Origin of the sequence: Pseudoalteromonas sp. PPB1 (assembly GCF_015356275.1) — a bacterium.
GTDB lineage: Bacteria > Pseudomonadota > Gammaproteobacteria > Enterobacterales > Alteromonadaceae > Pseudoalteromonas > Pseudoalteromonas rubra_D.
This window is the reverse complement of the sequence record NZ_JACEQV010000009.1, coordinates 178,241-195,207: the sequence shown is the minus strand read 5'-3', so window position 1 is coordinate 195,207 and position 16,967 is coordinate 178,241. Positions and strand designations below refer to the sequence as shown.

At 51.3% G+C, this 16,967-nt stretch carries 12 protein-coding genes; 4 read left to right on the top strand and 8 right to left on the bottom strand.

Translation table 11 applies throughout. The annotated features are described in order from the left end of the window. Window positions 1–13: 13 nt before the first annotated feature. A complete protein-coding gene (dcm, locus tag IY568_RS11385) occupies window positions 14–1,381 on the bottom strand; it encodes a DNA (cytosine-5-)-methyltransferase (RefSeq protein ID WP_194867593.1) in 1,368 nt (455 codons plus the stop codon). 448 nt (window positions 1,382–1,829) lie between these two features. Beyond that, window positions 1,830–2,216, bottom strand: coding sequence for a MerR family transcriptional regulator (locus tag IY568_RS11380; RefSeq protein WP_194867592.1), 387 nt, complete (start codon window positions 2,214–2,216; stop codon window positions 1,830–1,832). 76 nt (window positions 2,217–2,292) lie between these two features. On the opposite strand from IY568_RS11380, the gene IY568_RS11375 reads away from it, so the two are divergent. Beyond that, entirely contained in the window at window positions 2,293–4,398 is a 2,106-nt protein-coding gene (locus tag IY568_RS11375) for a TonB-dependent receptor plug domain-containing protein (RefSeq protein WP_194867591.1), read from the top strand. A 107-nt stretch (window positions 4,399–4,505) separates the two neighbouring features. On the opposite strand, the gene IY568_RS11370 is transcribed toward IY568_RS11375, so the two are convergent. Next, on the bottom strand, window positions 4,506–6,596 hold the full coding sequence (locus IY568_RS11370; protein WP_194867590.1) for a winged helix-turn-helix domain-containing protein: 2,091 nt from the start codon (window positions 6,594–6,596) through the stop codon (window positions 4,506–4,508). A 9-nt stretch (window positions 6,597–6,605) separates the two neighbouring features. Next, window positions 6,606–6,758 (bottom strand): hypothetical protein, encoded by a 153-nt coding sequence (locus tag IY568_RS11365; protein WP_164517551.1) that lies wholly within the window; start codon window positions 6,756–6,758, stop codon window positions 6,606–6,608. Between the two features lie 361 nt (window positions 6,759–7,119). Here IY568_RS11365 and IY568_RS11360 point away from each other — a divergent pair, with 361 nt between their 5' ends. Then, window positions 7,120–8,751 (top strand): MBL fold metallo-hydrolase, encoded by a 1,632-nt coding sequence (locus IY568_RS11360; RefSeq protein ID WP_194867589.1) that lies wholly within the window; start codon window positions 7,120–7,122, stop codon window positions 8,749–8,751. 58 nt (window positions 8,752–8,809) lie between these two features. Here the strand turns inward: IY568_RS11360 and IY568_RS11355 are convergent, their stop codons facing one another. The 3 genes from IY568_RS11355 to IY568_RS11345 are packed head-to-tail and all read right to left on the bottom strand — an operon-like array spanning window position 8,810 to window position 13,225. Further along, window positions 8,810–11,221 (bottom strand): ABC transporter permease, encoded by a 2,412-nt coding sequence (locus IY568_RS11355; RefSeq protein ID WP_194867588.1) that lies wholly within the window; start codon window positions 11,219–11,221, stop codon window positions 8,810–8,812. 30 nt (window positions 11,222–11,251) lie between these two features. After that, on the bottom strand, window positions 11,252–11,944 hold the full coding sequence (locus IY568_RS11350) for an ABC transporter ATP-binding protein (RefSeq protein ID WP_194867587.1): 693 nt from the start codon (window positions 11,942–11,944) through the stop codon (window positions 11,252–11,254). Window positions 11,945–11,977: 33 nt separating this feature from the next. After that, window positions 11,978–13,225: an efflux RND transporter periplasmic adaptor subunit gene (locus tag IY568_RS11345; RefSeq protein WP_194867586.1), complete on the bottom strand. Its 1,248-nt coding sequence runs from the start codon at window positions 13,223–13,225 to the stop codon at window positions 11,978–11,980. 233 nt (window positions 13,226–13,458) lie between these two features. On the opposite strand from IY568_RS11345, the gene IY568_RS11340 reads away from it, so the two are divergent. Further along, complete coding sequence (locus IY568_RS11340) at window positions 13,459–14,859, top strand: sigma-54-dependent transcriptional regulator (RefSeq protein ID WP_194867585.1); 1,401 nt, start codon at window positions 13,459–13,461, stop codon at window positions 14,857–14,859. Between the two features lie 9 nt (window positions 14,860–14,868). Beyond that, window positions 14,869–16,200, top strand: a complete 1,332-nt coding sequence (locus IY568_RS11335; protein WP_194867584.1) for a sensor histidine kinase — start codon at window positions 14,869–14,871, stop codon at window positions 16,198–16,200. Between the two features lie 252 nt (window positions 16,201–16,452). Here IY568_RS11335 and IY568_RS11330 read toward each other — a convergent pair whose 3' ends face one another. Continuing rightward, window positions 16,453–16,872, bottom strand: coding sequence for a hypothetical protein (locus IY568_RS11330; RefSeq protein ID WP_194867583.1), 420 nt, complete (start codon window positions 16,870–16,872; stop codon window positions 16,453–16,455). Window positions 16,873–16,967 lie beyond the last annotated feature (95 nt).

Below are 16,967 nucleotides of genomic sequence, written 5' to 3'. Positions count from 1 at the left end.
CAGGAGTCTTTTCCTATTTTTTGCTGATCTGCTTTGCCTCAAGTATATATGGTTTCATAAGTTCAGCGACTGCTTTGAAAACTGGTACTACAACAGAATTGCCAAACTGTCTGTAAGCTTGAGTATCTGATACAGGAATGACAAAATTACTTTCCCCTGGGTTATCAAATCCCATCAATCTTGCACATTCGTGGGGAGTTAGCCTTCTAGGGCGTCGCTGTTGATTAGCTTCATCCCAGAATTGTTTCTCACCTAGCTCTTTGTCCCAGCCTTGGTCAATTAGGATTTCGGATCCATCTTTATGGTATCTGGCCGAAAGCGTGCGGCATATCGAATTCGGATTTTCCGGACTTACTAATCCATAACCAAAGCCGTTTCCTTTAGCTTGGTGCTTTTTAGCATATTCATAAAGGTACTCCCACAGCCGGGGGGTTAGTGTGTATTTCTGCTTCTGCTCTGGAGTCAATGACTCTAATAGCTCACTTAATTTTGGTGTATTTGTTGGAATCCTAATATTTCTCAACGAGAATTTATTCGCTAGTTTCAGATCTTTTTTAAAGCCGACCAGAACAATTCGTTCCCGGTGCTGTGGAAGAAACTTTGCGCCATCTATAATTTTAGGATCTTGAGAACCTGAGCCTGAAAAGTCGACGTCCGCAACGTCATAGCCAAGTTCATCAAGTGCATTTAGAATGACTTTAAAGGTGTTTCCTTTGTCATGACTCTTTAAATTCTTTACGTTTTCGAGTACAAATGCATTCGGCTTCTTGGCACAAATGATTCTACATACATCAAAAAACAAAGTGCCTTGTGCTTCACATTCAAACCCGTGAGCTTTTCCCAATGAGTTTTTTTTGGAAACTCCTGCGAGAGAAAACGGCTGACATGGGAAGCCTGCGAGTAAGACATCATGATCTGGTATCAAGTTGTCAATATGTTGATAGGCATCTTCTTCTGATATGTTGTTGTTTTGAGATAAGGTGACTTCTCTTATATCTTCGTTGAAAGTGTGATCTTGTGGATCACTGTAGTGGTTGGCCTTGTATGTTCTGACTGCAAATTTATTCCATTCACTCGTAAAAACACATTTTCCGCCTACTGCTTCAAAGCCTTTCCTAATACCTCCGATACCAGCGAAGAGATCTATGAATTTAAAGCTAGGGTTGTCGTAGTGTGCGGGCTTTTTTGGGAATAATGAATTCAGAAAGTGAACTTCTTCACTATTGAAGACCTTTTCACTCTTTCCCTTTAAAATTCGGTTGATTGTTTCACGGCACCAATCATTACCTGTCATCGGGTTTAGCTTTTCTGCAATTTGCTTTTGGTCATAGATCTCAAGCAATTTATTGAGTAACTCTACTGTATCTGATTTAGTGGTCATCGGAATTTATCGCATCTGGGTAAAACGAGTGACAGAATATCACTCGTTTTACCCAGTGTAAATAAACACTGTATACTTAAACAGCTTTTATCGGTTTCTATATCGGCAGACATAATCGTTGAGGAATTTAATTAATACCCCAGTTATAAACAGCTGATCAGAAAACGATTTACCTATTTTCAAAAAGTCGTGAGCTCATATGCTGATTGTCTTATTCTTGCATCCGTAATCGGTACTTTTTTGTTTTATCATGTGAGCGATCCAGATTTGAGTTGTCGTTTTATACATTGAATCGTCGCGCTGTCAGTTGAAACCTCCGATTTTGAGCGCTGTATGGCAAGTTGCGCATATATAACCGCGTACTAACTGGGCAGGTAACTTAGGAAGTAGTTGCAAGTGTTATAGCACGCAGTCGTTCAAATTGTACTTGGTGTTATTAATCAACCTCTTACCGCGCCTTCAACTTATGCAAAATGGTGCACTGGTCTACCTGCTCGGCGCTGCAGGAGGCGAGGGTTTGCAGGGATTGTTCAAGCAGTGCGAGTTCGCGCTGGGCGCGTTGTACCTGGGCGAGTTGCTCGGCGATGATTTTATCGACCACGGCGCAGGAGGCGTTGGGATCGGCCTGTACTTCGACTAGGCGTTTGATGTCGTCCAGCGGGATGTTGAGCTCGCGGCAGCGGCGGATAAAGATCAGGGTGTCTACGTCAGCCGGTTGGTAGTGGCGGTAGCCGTTGCTGGCGCGTTGTGGTGCGCTGATTAAACCAACTTGTTCATAATAGCGGATGGTTTTCGCATTTATCTGGGATTTCGTCGCAAGTTCGCTGATTTTCATATTGACCTTCCAGTCGCTGTAACCTTTAGCATCGGCAGTATCATTTATTCCTGTCCTGAGGGTCAAGTAAATAGTTATGTCTGATACGTTTCGTTCTGCCGGTTTGGTTTTGTCATTAAGTTGTTTATCTCTGGGGATGTCGGTGAGTGTGGCGGCACCGCTGAGTCCGCTGGCTACTGCTGTGAGTGCTGCGCTGGTTGCGCCAGGGCCTGAGCACCATGAACATGAGTCCCATGCTGAAGAACAGCATGAAGACGAGGGCCAGGATGCGCACGCTGACGGTGAGCATCACGATGAACACGGCCATGGTCATGAGATGGAAAAAATCGTCATCCAGGCAACGCGCTCTGGCCGGATTGCTGATGAGCAGCCGGTGCGGGTGGAGCTAATCAACCGCGAAGAAATCGAAGAAAAGGCGGCGATGCGCCCGGGTAATATCTCCATGCTGGTGGCAGAAACCGGTGGGGTTCGGATGCAGACTACCTCGCCTGCATTGGGCAGTGCCAATATTCGATTGCAGGGTTTGTATGGTCGTTACACTCAGCTGCTGGCCGATGGTTTGCCGCTGTATGGTAATCAGGCTGCGTCGATTGGCCTGTTACAAATTCCACCAACGGATCTGGGCCGGGTTGAGATCATCAAAGGCTCGGCGTCTTCTTTATATGGTGGATCGGCGCTGGGCGGGGTGATCAACCTGATCTCCCGCAAGCCGGGCGACGAGTTCAAGTGCGAGGTGCTGCTGAACCTGACTACACGCGATGGTCAGGATCTGACGTCTTACATCGAAACCCCGCTGACTGATGACCTGAAAGGCTCACTGACACTGGGCGCACACCATCAGAAATCCGAAGACATAGACAACGATGGCTGGTTCGATTTGGCTGGCTATGAGCGTTACACCGCACGGCCGCGTTTGTTCTGGGAAGGAGAGCAGGGTGAAACTTTGTATGTCACGGCCGGAGCCATGACCGAACAGCGCAACGGTGGGACTAAAGCTGGGTTTACCATGGCAGATGGCAATCCGTACGTACAAACGCAGGATTCAGAACGTCTGGACGGTGGGTTTGTGTATAGCCAGCCGATGTCCGACACGCTGACGTTGCATGCACGCTCGTCGGCCATGGTGCAAAATCATGAGCACGGCTTTGGTCTGGTACTGGAAGAGGACAAGCACGAAAGCTATTTGTTTGAAACCAGTGTCAGTGGGTACAACGACACCACTGACTGGTTACTGGGCATGGCCTATCAGTCGGATGTGTTTGAGTCTGAGACGTTTCCAACCTTTGATTACAGCTATGAGGTGCCGGGCCTGTTCGCGCAGCTGGATCACACGCTGAGCGATACGCTGACCGCCTCAGTGAGTGCGCGGGTGGATGATCACAATGAATATGGTACTCAGTTCAGTCCGCGAGTGACCTTGTTGTATCGTCCGGGTGAGCTGACGGTACGCGGCTCCTATGCGCAGGGCTATTTTGCGCCAACGCCGTTTGTTGAAGACATTGAAGCGGCGGGGTTATCGCGCTTAGCACCCATCGGTGATTTACAAGCAGAGGAAGCCGAAACGGCCTCACTGGATTTCACTTATACCTTTGATTCGGTTGAAACCAGTCTGACCCTGTTTGGCTCGAACGTGGATAACGTCACTGAGCTGGAGGTCGTGCCGACAACAGATGGCACCCAGCCCACTCAGGTACGCCTGATCAATGCACTGGGCGAAAGTCAGATCCGTGGTTCAGAAGTACTACTGCGTTATTACTGGCGCGACGTAAAACTGACTGCCAGTTATTTATATCTGGATGCAACCCAAAGCGTGGATGGCCAGACGCGCACAGAGATTGCGCTCACGCCTAAACACTCGGCCGGATTTGTTGCCATGTGGGAGCAGCACGGTAACTTCCGCGCCGGGTTTGAAGCCTATTACACCGGGCCGCAGCGCCTCAATGCTAACCCGTATGTCACTGAGTCTGATCCATACTGGCATCTAGGCCTGATGGGGGAGATCACCACCGGGCGTTACAGCTGGTTTATCAACTTCGAGAACCTGCTGGATGTAAAGCAAACCGACGAGCATCCATTGTTGTTGCTGCAGCAGGCGGTGAGTGGCCAGTGGACAACGGATATCTGGTCGCGCAATGATGGTTTTATTGTGAATGCGGGTGTACGCATTAAGTTTGGCCATTAACCCTCAGGTGCAGCTGTTCGGGCCGGTGTCTCTCACTGATAAACTAAGTGGGCTTTTTAGTAGATCCCGTGTCAAGCACGGGATGACACAGAAGGGAGCTGTTGCTTTTAGTTAATCAACACCAGCTCCTGATCGATACCGATAAACTGCTCCAGTAGCAGTTGCTCCCCGTGCACGTCGCTGATCTTCCAGGCAGTAGGTTTCAGGGAACGCAGCGTATTGAGCAGGTTTCCGTCTAAGTTGTACCGGTTCAGCGTCAGGTTTGTCTGGTCGACGCTGTAGATATGCTCGCCTTTTATGACCATAGCACGCCCGTTCAGGGATGGGAGCGTTATGGCGTCAGCGGGATTTTCACCCGGCATAAAGCGCTTTACCCTGCTCTGAGCATCACTGTAGTACACCTGCTCATCCACCTGCCATGCGCGCTGTACGCCGTTAATCCCCAGTTTAGTCAGCCGGTTACTTGTTAAGTCATAACGATATAAACCACCGGGCATGGGGTCGTTTATCAGCACCAAGAGTTGCTCTTGTTTATGCCAGGCTTGTACAGAATGAATGGGCAATTTTGTGCTCAGGCTGTGCTGCTGGCCAGATAATCCTGAGCGGTACAGTTTTCCGCCCTGCGCCCAGAGCAACTGAGTTGAATCGGGCGACCAGACAAACCCATGGACAGGATGGGGGAAGCTGGCATCGCTGAGTGCAATGACCTGGTCATTCTGCCAAACCCAGAGCTGATCCACTCCGTTGCGATTGGATATGAATGCAATATGCTGACCGTCGGGTGAATACTGCGGCTGTCGCTCCTGGGCCTGGGTACGTGACAAGCTCGGGTAGGGTAGGGCACGGGTGTTTAGATCCGGGATGTGTGAGATTGATGTGGGAGCACCGTGATTGAGTGCCAGCTTTGAGATATCAATGTCTTTTCTGCCAGTCACCGCCACCAGAGTATGACTGTCCGGGTGCTGATCTGCGGATACCAGATTAGTGGCCGGAGTCGGTAGCAGGTTCAATTCACCGTTTAGTTCCAGGCTATATAACTGACCATGACTGATAACCAACAGGGTATGACCGTCGGCAGAAAAATGGCCGGCGAGCAGGGCATTGGGGTCCATATTGGGAAGCAGGGTTATCGGGCTGTTGTGAAGTATTTGCGCGTTTTTATCCAGGAGCGTCAATCTGTGGTTGCGCTGCTTGTCCCGACTAAACAACGCAAAACGCTGGCTGGGCGCGTGATAATCAAAGTGATACAGGTAGTCATCCGTGGCGGAATATAAGGTGCTGATAGTCTTAGTTAAGTCATTGTACTGAACCAGCCGGGTTTGGTCAGGGTTGTGTTGTAAGAAGGCATAAGCATGATTGTGCAGGGCTTTAGGTGTGTGGGGCTGGCCTGAGCTGCACAGGTAACGTGGCTCAATGGCTTGGGGTTTAGCCAGTGCCTGGGCGAAATCCAGCGTGGCCAGCGCCCAGCATGTGTGCGTTTTGTCGGTGACAATGTCTTGATCACAGTCGGCTTTGGCTGCAAACACCAGCTCTCTGCCATCCGGGGTAAAACTGGGTGCGCCAAATTGGCCGGGTGTATTATTGAGCTGAAACTCTTTGCCACTATCGAGGTTTCTTGCCCACAAATGGCTGCTACAGCTGCCCGCATAGCGGTTAAAGATCACATGCTTGCCATCCGGGCTGAATAGGGCATGAGATTCATGAGCATCGGTGTGGGTCACCGGGGTGAGGCGAGTGTATTTGGGCAGTGGCTCAGTGGGCCAGTTGAGGTATACCAAGGTGCCCAGTAAGAGTGTGCTTACTAATGTTATAGCTAGCTTCAGGTAAGGTTTTTGGGTTCCAGTTTCTGCAGCTTTTGACTTCGCTTCTGGCCAGCGTACCGGGACCAGCAGGCGGTACCCTATCTTTGGATGGGTAGCGATAATGGTGGGATTTTTGGCATCGTCTCCCAGTACTTTACGCAAAATGGCAATACAGCGTTGCAGGGCATTGGGCACGACTTCAACGCCCTGCCAGACGTGCGTCATAATCTCCTGATGGGTAACAACTTGCTCGCCGTGTTCGCGCTGGCGCTGTGCCAGCAATAGCAGAACCTGCAACACCTTTGGCTCTACATGGGTGTGCTGCTCATTGAGGATCACGACACTGCGGGAGAGGTCGATTTCATATGCGTTAATAAAGAATCTTGTCTGTGTCATTGTAATCCGCTACTGCCTGAATCCGGCATTGAGTGTACGGCGCAATGTGATGTCTGTCGAGGTGTGCAACAGCGGATGCAGATCTGTTGCTTGAGACATTGTTTTGCTGCAGGCAGGGATATGAGGTTTTGTTGCCTGAGTCAAATCATGTTGCTGAGTCATGCCAGACCAGCCTCCCTTGTCATCCTGCCCAGCGAGCCGGGAACCATCTAAAAACACAGCTCAGTTGTTGCGGACGGTAACAGTAATGTGAGGGTGTAAGTGTCTGAGTAAAGCTGCCGTGCTGAGTCGCTGGTGAATAGATCCCAGCTCGGAGGCCGGGATGACGGAAAAAAGAACGGACGACGACGAATATAAGACTTAACTATTTTATTCAGTGGGTTAGCTGTTTTTATTCGAGATTAAGTCGAACCATTGCAGTCCCTCAGCAATTCATCAGCTTTTCATTAGGGTGGCTTTGTGGTGTTGTGCTGAGCCATGGCATCCAATGGCGCTCAGACAATAATAAAAGAGCGCTAATCCTATGTATTTTGATAATAACAAACGCTTTATCTGTTTTTTCGGACACGGTTTTAAACACGTTTCACAGTGGCTGAGTACTCTGTTTTTCGGGATGTTGCTGATATCGAGACGCCCATCTATGTTGGTGTTGTGTTGCGCGCTGGCCACTCTGGGCGTTTGTCCGCTTTCTCATGCACAAACGCGTGAGGTACAGATCATTGAACGTACGGTTGAGGCTTACGGAGGTGAACGCTTACTGACTATGCCGGGCTTGTCGGTCAATGAATCCTTCTACCATTATTCACAGTGGTTGAGCGGTCATGCCTTGCAGGGCCCGATGGTGACTTATATGAGTGAGTTGCAAAGCGAGTATCACATTGATTTTGCCTCGCAACGTAAGGTGTTTAAGCAGGCTAACACTCGCCGGGTGGGCAGTCATGGCAGTGATACACCTGAAGTGACTCATCGCTTGTTTAGCGCGGGTAGGGGTACCAGCATCGATCATGCTTTGCAGCGGTATCAGCCGAGCCCGCGTATCTCCTTTGAGAATGCTACGCTGGGCTTTGACGCCATGCTGGATACCCTGATCGTGCGTAAACTGGCAAGGCTCAAACAAACCAGCCAGTGGCTGGATAAGGCTTATATCGCAGGTATCCCCCATGATGTGATGACTGTGCCACTGGATGATGATCCGCAGACCACGCATATACTTTATCTGAACCAGGACAGTGGCGCATTGAGCCGGGTGATGACTGAGCTGCAAGGTAAAAAACGGTTTTATGACTTTATAAATCACCGCAAAACACAGGGGATTCTGTGGGCGTCTCAGGTGCTGGTCAGCACCGCAGCCGGTCCGCTTTATCACAGCCGGGCGCGCACGCTTAAAGTTGGGCAGCCCGGCGAAGCGTTATTTCAAATTCCTGCGGCTTATCAGCGCGCGCCAAAGGTAAAGCCTTTTGATGTTGCCGGGCTGACAATACGTGAGCTGGCAGCAGGCGTGTATTTTGTTGGTCAGGATTGGGGTTATACCTTATTTGTTGATGCCGGTGATTATCTGATCTCGGCAGGTACCTGGCAGATAAACGAGCAGGCCGGCGCATGGGCGAAAGCACTGAGCAAATTAAGAGACAGTACCTCACTTGATAAGCCTGTGAAGTATCACATTGTGACACACCATCATACCGATCATCTGAGAGGCTTAGTAGATACTCAGGCTGAGAACACCACCTTGCTCGTCCATCCGGCCGACCAAGCGGCGGTTGAGGCTGAGCTGGGTTCTCGCGTTAACATCGCACCTATCCCTGCCTCCTACACGCTGGCTGCTGGTAAAATTCGTCTGTTGGATGTGCCCAACAGCCATGCTGCACATAACCTGATTGTCTACCTGCCTGACTCACAGATTTTACTGACAGAGGACATGTTTGGCAGCAGTTTCGAACAGGCGCTGCACTCACCAGCTCGCTGGCCAGACTTAGATACTTACCATAGATTGGATACGCTGGTGGGCACGCTCAACAAGCAGGGGATTGACGTTTTGCAGTATGTGTCTTCGCATCATGGCAGGGTGCTGACTCAGGCAGATATCGACCGGGCCATGGCGATACCGCGCACTGAGCGTGCAGTGCTGCTACAGCGCTTATTTGGGGGGAAATAAAAAAAGCGGCACACAGCAGTAGGTTTATGTGCCGCTTGGTCGTGGCTAACTGTGGCTGTTATTCATAACGCAGTATCAGCGAAGGACGGGTGCTAGCCGCTTTAAAGGCCAGACAGGCAACGGTCAGCCAGGTGATGACCAGCACACCCAGTGTGGCGGCGGCATACACCCAGGCTGCCTGCTCAATGCGTTCGTTAAAGTTATTCAGCCAGGCACTCATCACCCAGTAGCTCAGCGGAATGGCCAGTAACCCCCCTATGCCGACTATGGTAATGAACTCCTTAGATAAAATGGTCACTATACTGAGCCGTGATGCCCCCAGCACTTTGCGCACAGCCACTTCTTTTTGGCGGCGAATAGTCGCAAACGACGCCAGCCCCAAAATCCCCATACAGGTCAGCACTATAGACAGAGTACTGAACAGCAGCACCAGTTGCTGCATCCTGAACTCGTTGATGTGGGCACGCTGATAGTCGTCTTCAATCAGGCTGATCTCGACCTCAGGTATCGCCAGCTCGTCGCGAATGAGCTGTTCGGCCTGGCGCATCACCTGTGCTTTGTTTGTACCCGGTTGTAACTTGAGCACCAGAGTACCAATTGCGACATTTATGTCCCCCGCGGTCAGTAACACCGGGAGTTGCTGCTGACGTGCTGAGCCAATTTTAATGTCTTTGATAATGCCAACCACCGTCGCGCGGGCTGTGCCTGCATGTGAGCTGAGGGTTTGGCCCAGCAGCACGCTGGGGTCATCGTAGCCGGCTTGTTTTGCCAGACTCTGTGAGAGCAGCACAGAGAACGATCGGATATTGTCGTCGCTGGTTTGGATCCAGTCGCTGGCAAACTGAGGCAAGAAATCCCGACCTGCTACCAGCTCCAGGCCCAGTGTTTCAACAGCATGGAAGCCGGTGGCGACAGTCGGTTGTGTGCCTTCCAGGCGCTCACCGTTTGGAAACACCAAAAACAATTCTGAGGTCATATCATTGGTCAGCAGGGTATCTGACTGAGTGACCTGGGCGACGCCTTGCAGCGCTCTGAGGGTTCTCAATATGCGAGGCTCGGCTTCCTGATACAGGGCTTCTGCGGGCAGGTTTTTGATGATCAGACGATCGTGCTTCGCATAGCCAACCGGCAGGTCGTTGATCAGTGCCATTTGTTTGTAGACCACGGCTGCGGCAACAATCAGCGCCACCGACAGTGCCCCTTGTAGTCCCAGTGTCAGCTTGCGTACCCAGATGGCCGTTTTGCCACGTTGCAGGTCGCCACTGAGCACCCGCTTGGCACTGAATGAGGCGATGAACAGCGCTGGGTAGAGGCCAGAGATCACCCCAATTAGCACCACGACCCCCATCACCGCGACTAAAAATAAGGGCGAGAAGCTCAATGACAGGCTGCGTTCAAGCAGCTGATTGGCATAAGGGATCATCATTTCCACTAACGCCAGGGCAACCAGCGCGGCCACCATCACAATAAACAAAGATTCCGTTAAAAACTGAGTGATCAGTTGTGGCTTGCTGGCCCCCAGTGCTTTGCGCACACCCACTTCTTTGGCACGTTTTGCGGCACCGGCAATGTTCAGGTTGATGAAGTTCACACTGGCAATCACCAGCAACAAAACGGTTAGTGCAATGCAGACCTGCATGACCAGACGAGAGCCGCCTTGTTTCATCTCAAACGGGCCACTGCTGTGAAAGTGCAACTCTGACAGACGGCTTAGTTCTATGGCCCTGAGCTTGCGGCGGCCGGTCGACTGCTCGCGCATGGCCTCTGTCATCTGCTTGGCGATAAGCCCAGCATCTGTGCCTTCAGCCAGGCGCATATAGACATAGCCAATGAAGGGCATTTTGGTGGCCTTGGGCAGTGCTGTTAAGGTTTCGAATACAAAATGGGTGTTGTCCGGCAGATCGTCAAATACCGCGGCCACTTCATACTGACCCTGTGTATATGACAGGGTTTTGCCCACGGCATTCACGCTGCCAAACAAACGCAGCGCTTGTGCCCGGCTGATGGCCAGCAAACCCGGGCGGCTCAGGGCACTGTTCAGGTCGCCATGCAGCACCGTCATATTGATAAACTCCGGCAAATTGGCCGAGGCCAAATAGACCTTGCTCAGGCGTACCTGCTCGCCCGCCACATTGACGTCCAGCGCCATCGGCTCGGCTGAGTAGGCCAGGTTGTCGGTGGACACCAGCATCATGATGTCTTCAACCTGTGCATGGTTTTGCATATTCAGGGCCTGTTGTGAGTCTGAGGCTGCGATCAGTTGCAGGCCCCAGGCACGGTAATCGGTATGCACCCGGTAAACACGCTCAGCATGGGGGTGTTGTTTGTCAAAAGACAGCTCATAGGCCGCAAACAACGCCACCATAATGGCGGCAGCCAGACCAATACTAAAACCGGTCAGGTTAAGGGCAAAGTGGCGGGTGTCTTTTTTAATCGCCCTGAGTGTGGTTTTAAAATAATTCACAATCATAACAGATACGTCCTTTTTAATTCCGGTGCGTTAAGCGGCTGGCCAAACGCTGTTGGCTTTGTCCAGCATGACCTGGCCGTCGAGCAGCCGCACCAGACGATCGGCATAAGCCCCTTCTTTTTCCGAGTGGGTAACCACAATCACTGTGGTGCCCTCGCGATTGAGTTCGCGCAGCATGGCCATGACTTCTTCGCCGTTTCTGGAATCCAGGTTACCGGTGGGCTCATCCGCCAGGATCAGCTTAGGATTGATCACGAGCGCTCGGGCAACGGCCACCCGTTGCTGCTGGCCGCCCGACAATTGCTGCGGCAGGTGATCGGCGCGGTGGTCAATGGCCACGCGCTTTAAAATGGCTTCAACCCGTTGTTTGCGCTGTGCTTTGGAGATGTTCTGATATTGCAGGGGCAGCTCAACGTTTTCGAATACGGTCAGCTCATCAATCAGATTAAAGCTCTGAAAGACGAAGCCAATGGACGCTTTACGCAGTTCAGCCAGGCGTTTTTCGCTGTATCCGGCAATGTCGGTGCCAGCGAATTCAAACGTGCCTGAGGTGGGCGAGTCGAGCATGCCTAGAATAGACAGCAAGGTTGATTTACCGCAGCCCGAGGGGCCCATAATGGCCAGAAACTCGCCTTCATTAACCTGTAGGTCAATCTCGTTCAGTGCGATGGTTTCTACGTCTTCGGTACGAAATACCCGGCTTAGGTTGGTCAATTTAATCATCTTCAATTCCTTCAGGCTGTTGTTATTCTGGTTTTAGTTCAGTTGTAATGTCTGTGCTTTATCAAAGTGGCTGTAGCTGGAGGTGATCACCTGATCGCCCGGTGCCAGTCCGTCTAATACTTCAAAGTAGTCACGGTTTTTCTTGCCCAGCACGATGTTTTTACGGATCGCGGTGTCGCCCGCTACCACGTAAACCCAGTTGCCACCGCTGCTGGTATAAAACGCCCCGCGTTTGACCAGCAGGGCATTGTTTTTGCTGTCGCCCAGCATCAGGGCCACATCCAGGTTCTGGCCGCGTTTTATGCCATCCAGCCCGGCTGGCAGCGCTACTTCTACCTGAAATTGCGCATTAGTGACTCGGCTGTCGATTTTGCTGACGTGCGCAGTGACTTGCTCGGTGCCCAATGAGACGTGTACTGCCATGCCGCTGTGTACCTGGTTAAGATAAAACTCATCCAGCCGGACCGTGAGCTTGTATTCATTCGGTATGTCTATTTGACCCAGGCGTGCGCCACGCTCTTTGGACTCGCCAATTTCAACGTCCAGCTCGCTCAGATAGCCAGACACTGGTGCTTTGATCAGCAGGTTATCGAGGTTGTGGCGGGCAAATTGCAGGTTCTTTTGCAGCATCTCAGCACTGTCTTCGAGCTGTGCAACCTGGACTTCACGGATGGTGTTTTCCTGTTTTTGGCGATCCAGGGTCAGTTCTTTACGGGCTTTGTAGTAGGCCAAATCATCTTTGATTTCATCCAGCTTGTCCTGGGCCAGCAAGCCTTTTTTAGCCAGTCGCGCCGACTGTGTGTAGCGCCTTTGCAGGTGGTTGATCTGCAGTTCAATCTCCAGCAGATCGCGGCGTAGGTTCAGGCGGCTGGTTTCCATGTTCATTTGCGTGTTACGCAGAAAGTTAAGCTGCTCGGTGACTTGCGCTTCACGGCTCATGACATCCAGTTGCAGATTCGTATTACTCAGACGCACCAGTGGCTGACCTTGTTCAACATACTCACCTTGTTCAACCAGACGCTCTTCAACCCGGCCGCCAGCGACGGTGTCGAGGTAAATGGTGGTTTTTGGCACCACCTGACCACGCAGACTCAGGGCATCAACAAACTGGCCCTGCTTTACGGTACTGATGGTCAGGCTGTTTAGTGGCACATTTTGGCTGCGTCCGGTGCTGCTCGATTGTGTAAAGGCATAGGCAAGGGCGGTTGCTAGTACTAAGCTAACCGCGACGCCCGTCTTAAGGTGCTTGTTAAGTCCTGAGCGTTCTATCTTCTTATCCATAGTGCAACTCCTGCTGTCTGATGCTTTTCGGGTGTATGAACTAAAGTAATCAAACCGCGTGCCAACCTTTAAAGTATAATAAATACAAATGGTTATAATTTTATTTGGCTTGTTGCTCTGGCGCAGGTGTCCGCTAATAGAACAGTCGGTATCACACAAGTGCCCATAAATGGACACATCCTCGTGCAATACGCTAAGCTAGTAAGCCAATAAAAATAAATTAGGGACAGATCGTGAGCGCAAAACAACCCGGGGCCATTTTGGTGGTGGACGACAACCCGGACATTCTTATCGCGGCGAGGCTGCTGCTCAAACAACACTACCAGGTGGTCAAAACCACCGACAATCCGTTTGATATTGAACAGCTGGTTAAAGCCCACAATATTGAAGTGATCCTGCTGGATATGAACTTTAATCGTGATGCCATCAGTGGTCAGGAAGGCTTTTACTGGCTGAAGAAAATCATTACGCAGGACCCCAGTATCGTGGTCTTGCTGATGACGGCCTACGGTGACATTCAGCTGGCGGTGGATGCCATTAAGGCCGGCGCGGCAGATTTTATTGCTAAGCCCTGGCAAAACGAGCAGTTACTGGGGGCGGTGGCGGCGGCGTTTGCCCACGCCAAAGACAAGCAGCAGGTGGGTAAGCTGACTCGTCAGACACAAGGACTGAATCAGGCGCTCAGTGAGTCATCAACGGGCCCGGCCTTTGACTTTCTGGGCCAAAGTGCGGTTATGCAACAGGTGTTTGCGACCATAGACAAAGCGGCTCAGTCTGATGCCAATATTCTGATCACCGGTGAAAGCGGCACAGGCAAAGAGCTGGCCGCTCACGCCATTCATCGCGCCAGTCTGCGTGCTGCACAGCCCATGATCAGCCTGGATATGGGCGCCATTTCTGATACGCTGTTTGAAAGCGAACTGTTTGGCCACAAAAAAGGCGCTTTTACTGATGCCAAAACCGATAAAATAGGCCGGTTTGAGCTGGCCAGTGGCGGGTCGTTGTTCCTTGATGAGCTGGGGAATTTGCCCTTAAATCATCAGGCCACCTTGCTGGCGGCGCTTCAGAATCGTTGCATCACCCCTGTGGGTGGCACTAAACCGCTTGATGTGAATATCCGCCTTATCTGTGCGACGAACGACAACCTGCAACAGGCGGTCAATGAAGGACGCTTCAGACAGGATCTATTGTACCGCATCAATACGGTCGAAATCCGTCTGCCTCCGCTGAGGGAGCGCAGCGAGGATATTCCTTTGCTGGTGAATTACTACCTGACGCACTTTGCACACAAGTACAAACGCGCATTGCAGATCACTGAGCAAGATATGGCCGCGCTGTGCGGATATGGCTGGCCCGGTAACGTTCGCGAGCTTGCCCATGCGATTGAGCGGGCCGTGATTTTATCGGATGGCGATACGTTGGATGTGACGTCTGTGATTGGCGCGACCGCGACCTCATTGGAGGCTGTACAAGACAGTAGTGAGAGTTACGACACGTTCGATCTGGAGGTGCTGGAACAGCGGGCCATCCGTGCTGCACTTAAGCATTATCAGGGTAATGTGAGTCACGCTGCCAAAGCGCTGGGGTTGACGCGCGGTGCTATGTATCGGCGACTGGAAAAATATGGGCTGTAAGGAGTAACTATGTCCTATCTGAAACGTCATCCCCGCTGGTTACTGGGGTTACAGCTGGGCCTTTTATGTGTGCTGATAAGCTTGGCATCTGGACAATATCTGTACAGTGGGCTCAGTGCCACCTGGTTGCTTGTATTGTTGCTGATCGCGGTGTGCTGTGGTGCGATATTCACCTTGTTTGCCCGGCAGCAAAGACAAAGCACGGCGGTGATCCGGGCGCTGGTAAATGGCGACAGTTCTTTGCGACTCAGTCCCAGTCATCCGCTGCACCAGGAGTATGACGAGATCCGCCATACTATGCAGGCAGCGCGGTTCAAAGCTGAGCAACAGGCTCAGTTTTTTCAGGCTTTGTTGCTGCACATTGAGCTGGCAGTGTTGGTGTGTGACAGTGAAGGCAAGGTGATTGAGTCCAACCCGGCGGTGGCACGTTTGCTGGGTAAGCCGGTCAGCAGCGTGACTGAGCTGGATCAGATTGGCGCGTTAATTCAAAGTTGTGATACCCAGTTAAAAACCAGTGCTCCCTGGCAGCGTGGTGAGCAGCAGGATACTTTGTCAGTACAGATCAGCGTCGCACAAATTCAGGGTCAGATCCGTAAGGTGATCACCCTGACCTCTATTCATACTGCTCTGAACAGCAAAGAGCAACAGGCCTATAAGCGTCTGACCCGGGTGTTGACCCATGAAGTGGCGAACTCCATCACGCCTTTGTCCTCGATTGCTCAGTCTTGCCGGGGACTGTTGCCCGATGCACTGTGTTTTGATGATGAAGACGACAAAGACGATTTGATCCTGGCATTGAATACATTGGCTGCGCGCACTGAGCATCTGGGAGCGTTTATTACCCGCTTCAGGGCGATCAGCAGTTTACCACGCCCGAGTCTGCGTCCCACCTCCCTGGCGCCTTTGCTGGAGCGGTTAGTGGCCTTACACAAAAACCAACTCAGTGCGGCAGGGATCCAGTGTGAGCTGAGCGTGTTAACCAAGCTGCTGGTGATGCTGGATCCCGGACAGATCGAACAGGTGTTGATAAACTTGTTCACCAATGCGGTTCAGGCCATTGAGCAGGTGCAGCAAGGGGGCACTCAGCAAATCGACAACCCGGTAATTCAGCTGACACTGGCCCAAAATGATGCACAGCAGGTGTATGTGGAGATCCGCGATAATGGGCCGGGCGTTGAAGCCCATGTCGTTGAGATGATGTTTGTGCCTTTCTTCACGACTAAACAGCAGGGATCGGGCATTGGCCTGAGTCTGTCTCGGCAGATCATGGTCAGCCATGGCGGCGACCTGGTCTATTTGCAAAAACCACAGGGGGCCTGCTTTCGCTGTGTATTTGGCTAAAGGAAAAAAGCCAGGCTAGCTGGCTTTTGCTTGAAGGCCATGGCAGGCAACCATGGCCGGGGTCATAATCTCAGGTACCGTAGGGGGCCAATAAGACACCGTACCGGGCAAGGTACCTCTGATTCATCGTGTCGCAGCATGATGGCTGAGCGCAAGTCAGGCCAAGTATTCACACCCAGAGTAGGCGTATAGGGTGAAAGTCGCAGGGCTATGCCACTTGACGATGCGTGCAAACGCTGACCGTTTCAATCATTAGTCACCCGGGCAATTGTTATTGCGGATACACTCTTTATCCATGTCATCAACCCAGACATCCTTAAGGTAACAGCCTGCCGGGTCGTCGACCCAAATCACTTCAGGGTAACTGAGATCAACGATTTTTGAGAGGTAAAGGTAGCCTGCGTAGACCTTGCCGTTCTCATAGTGGTGGTTGATAGGCCTTTGCTGTCTACAGGTCGTGTCTTCGACGATTTCCTGGTAGCTTGTATTAAGATAATCTACATTGTTGCCTGTACTGTACAGCGTACCGCTGTGGGTGCAGTGATACTTGACTTTAGTGGTCGTCACCTTCTTTTTGGGGCAGACCAAAATTTGCGTCCAGTAGGCGCTGGCGGGGGCCGAGTAAGCCATTACACTGGCAAGTACAATGCTGATTGCTTTGAGTGATTTCATGTTGTTTTCCTTTTGCTTATTGCTATTCGAGTAATACCAATTTGCTTAATGAAGTGTTCTGCTAACTCCTTAAAATTGAACAGGTATTAAGTGAA

Coding starts and splice junctions, on each gene's coding strand:
- dcm (WP_194867593.1), bottom strand. CDS start 1,381: ATGACCACTAAATCAGATACAGTAGAGTTACTCAATAAATTGCTTGAG.
- IY568_RS11380 (WP_194867592.1), bottom strand. CDS start 2,216: ATGAAAATCAGCGAACTTGCGACGAAATCCCAGATAAATGCGAAAACC.
- IY568_RS11375 (WP_194867591.1), top strand. CDS start 2,293: ATGTCTGATACGTTTCGTTCTGCCGGTTTGGTTTTGTCATTAAGTTGT.
- IY568_RS11370 (WP_194867590.1), bottom strand. CDS start 6,596: ATGACACAGACAAGATTCTTTATTAACGCATATGAAATCGACCTCTCC.
- IY568_RS11365 (WP_164517551.1), bottom strand. CDS start 6,758: ATGACTCAGCAACATGATTTGACTCAGGCAACAAAACCTCATATCCCT.
- IY568_RS11360 (WP_194867589.1), top strand. CDS start 7,120: ATGTATTTTGATAATAACAAACGCTTTATCTGTTTTTTCGGACACGGT.
- IY568_RS11355 (WP_194867588.1), bottom strand. CDS start 11,221: ATGATTGTGAATTATTTTAAAACCACACTCAGGGCGATTAAAAAAGAC.
- IY568_RS11350 (WP_194867587.1), bottom strand. CDS start 11,944: ATGATTAAATTGACCAACCTAAGCCGGGTATTTCGTACCGAAGACGTA.
- IY568_RS11345 (WP_194867586.1), bottom strand. CDS start 13,225: ATGGATAAGAAGATAGAACGCTCAGGACTTAACAAGCACCTTAAGACG.
- IY568_RS11335 (WP_194867584.1), top strand. CDS start 14,869: ATGTCCTATCTGAAACGTCATCCCCGCTGGTTACTGGGGTTACAGCTG.
- IY568_RS11330 (WP_194867583.1), bottom strand. CDS start 16,872: ATGAAATCACTCAAAGCAATCAGCATTGTACTTGCCAGTGTAATGGCT.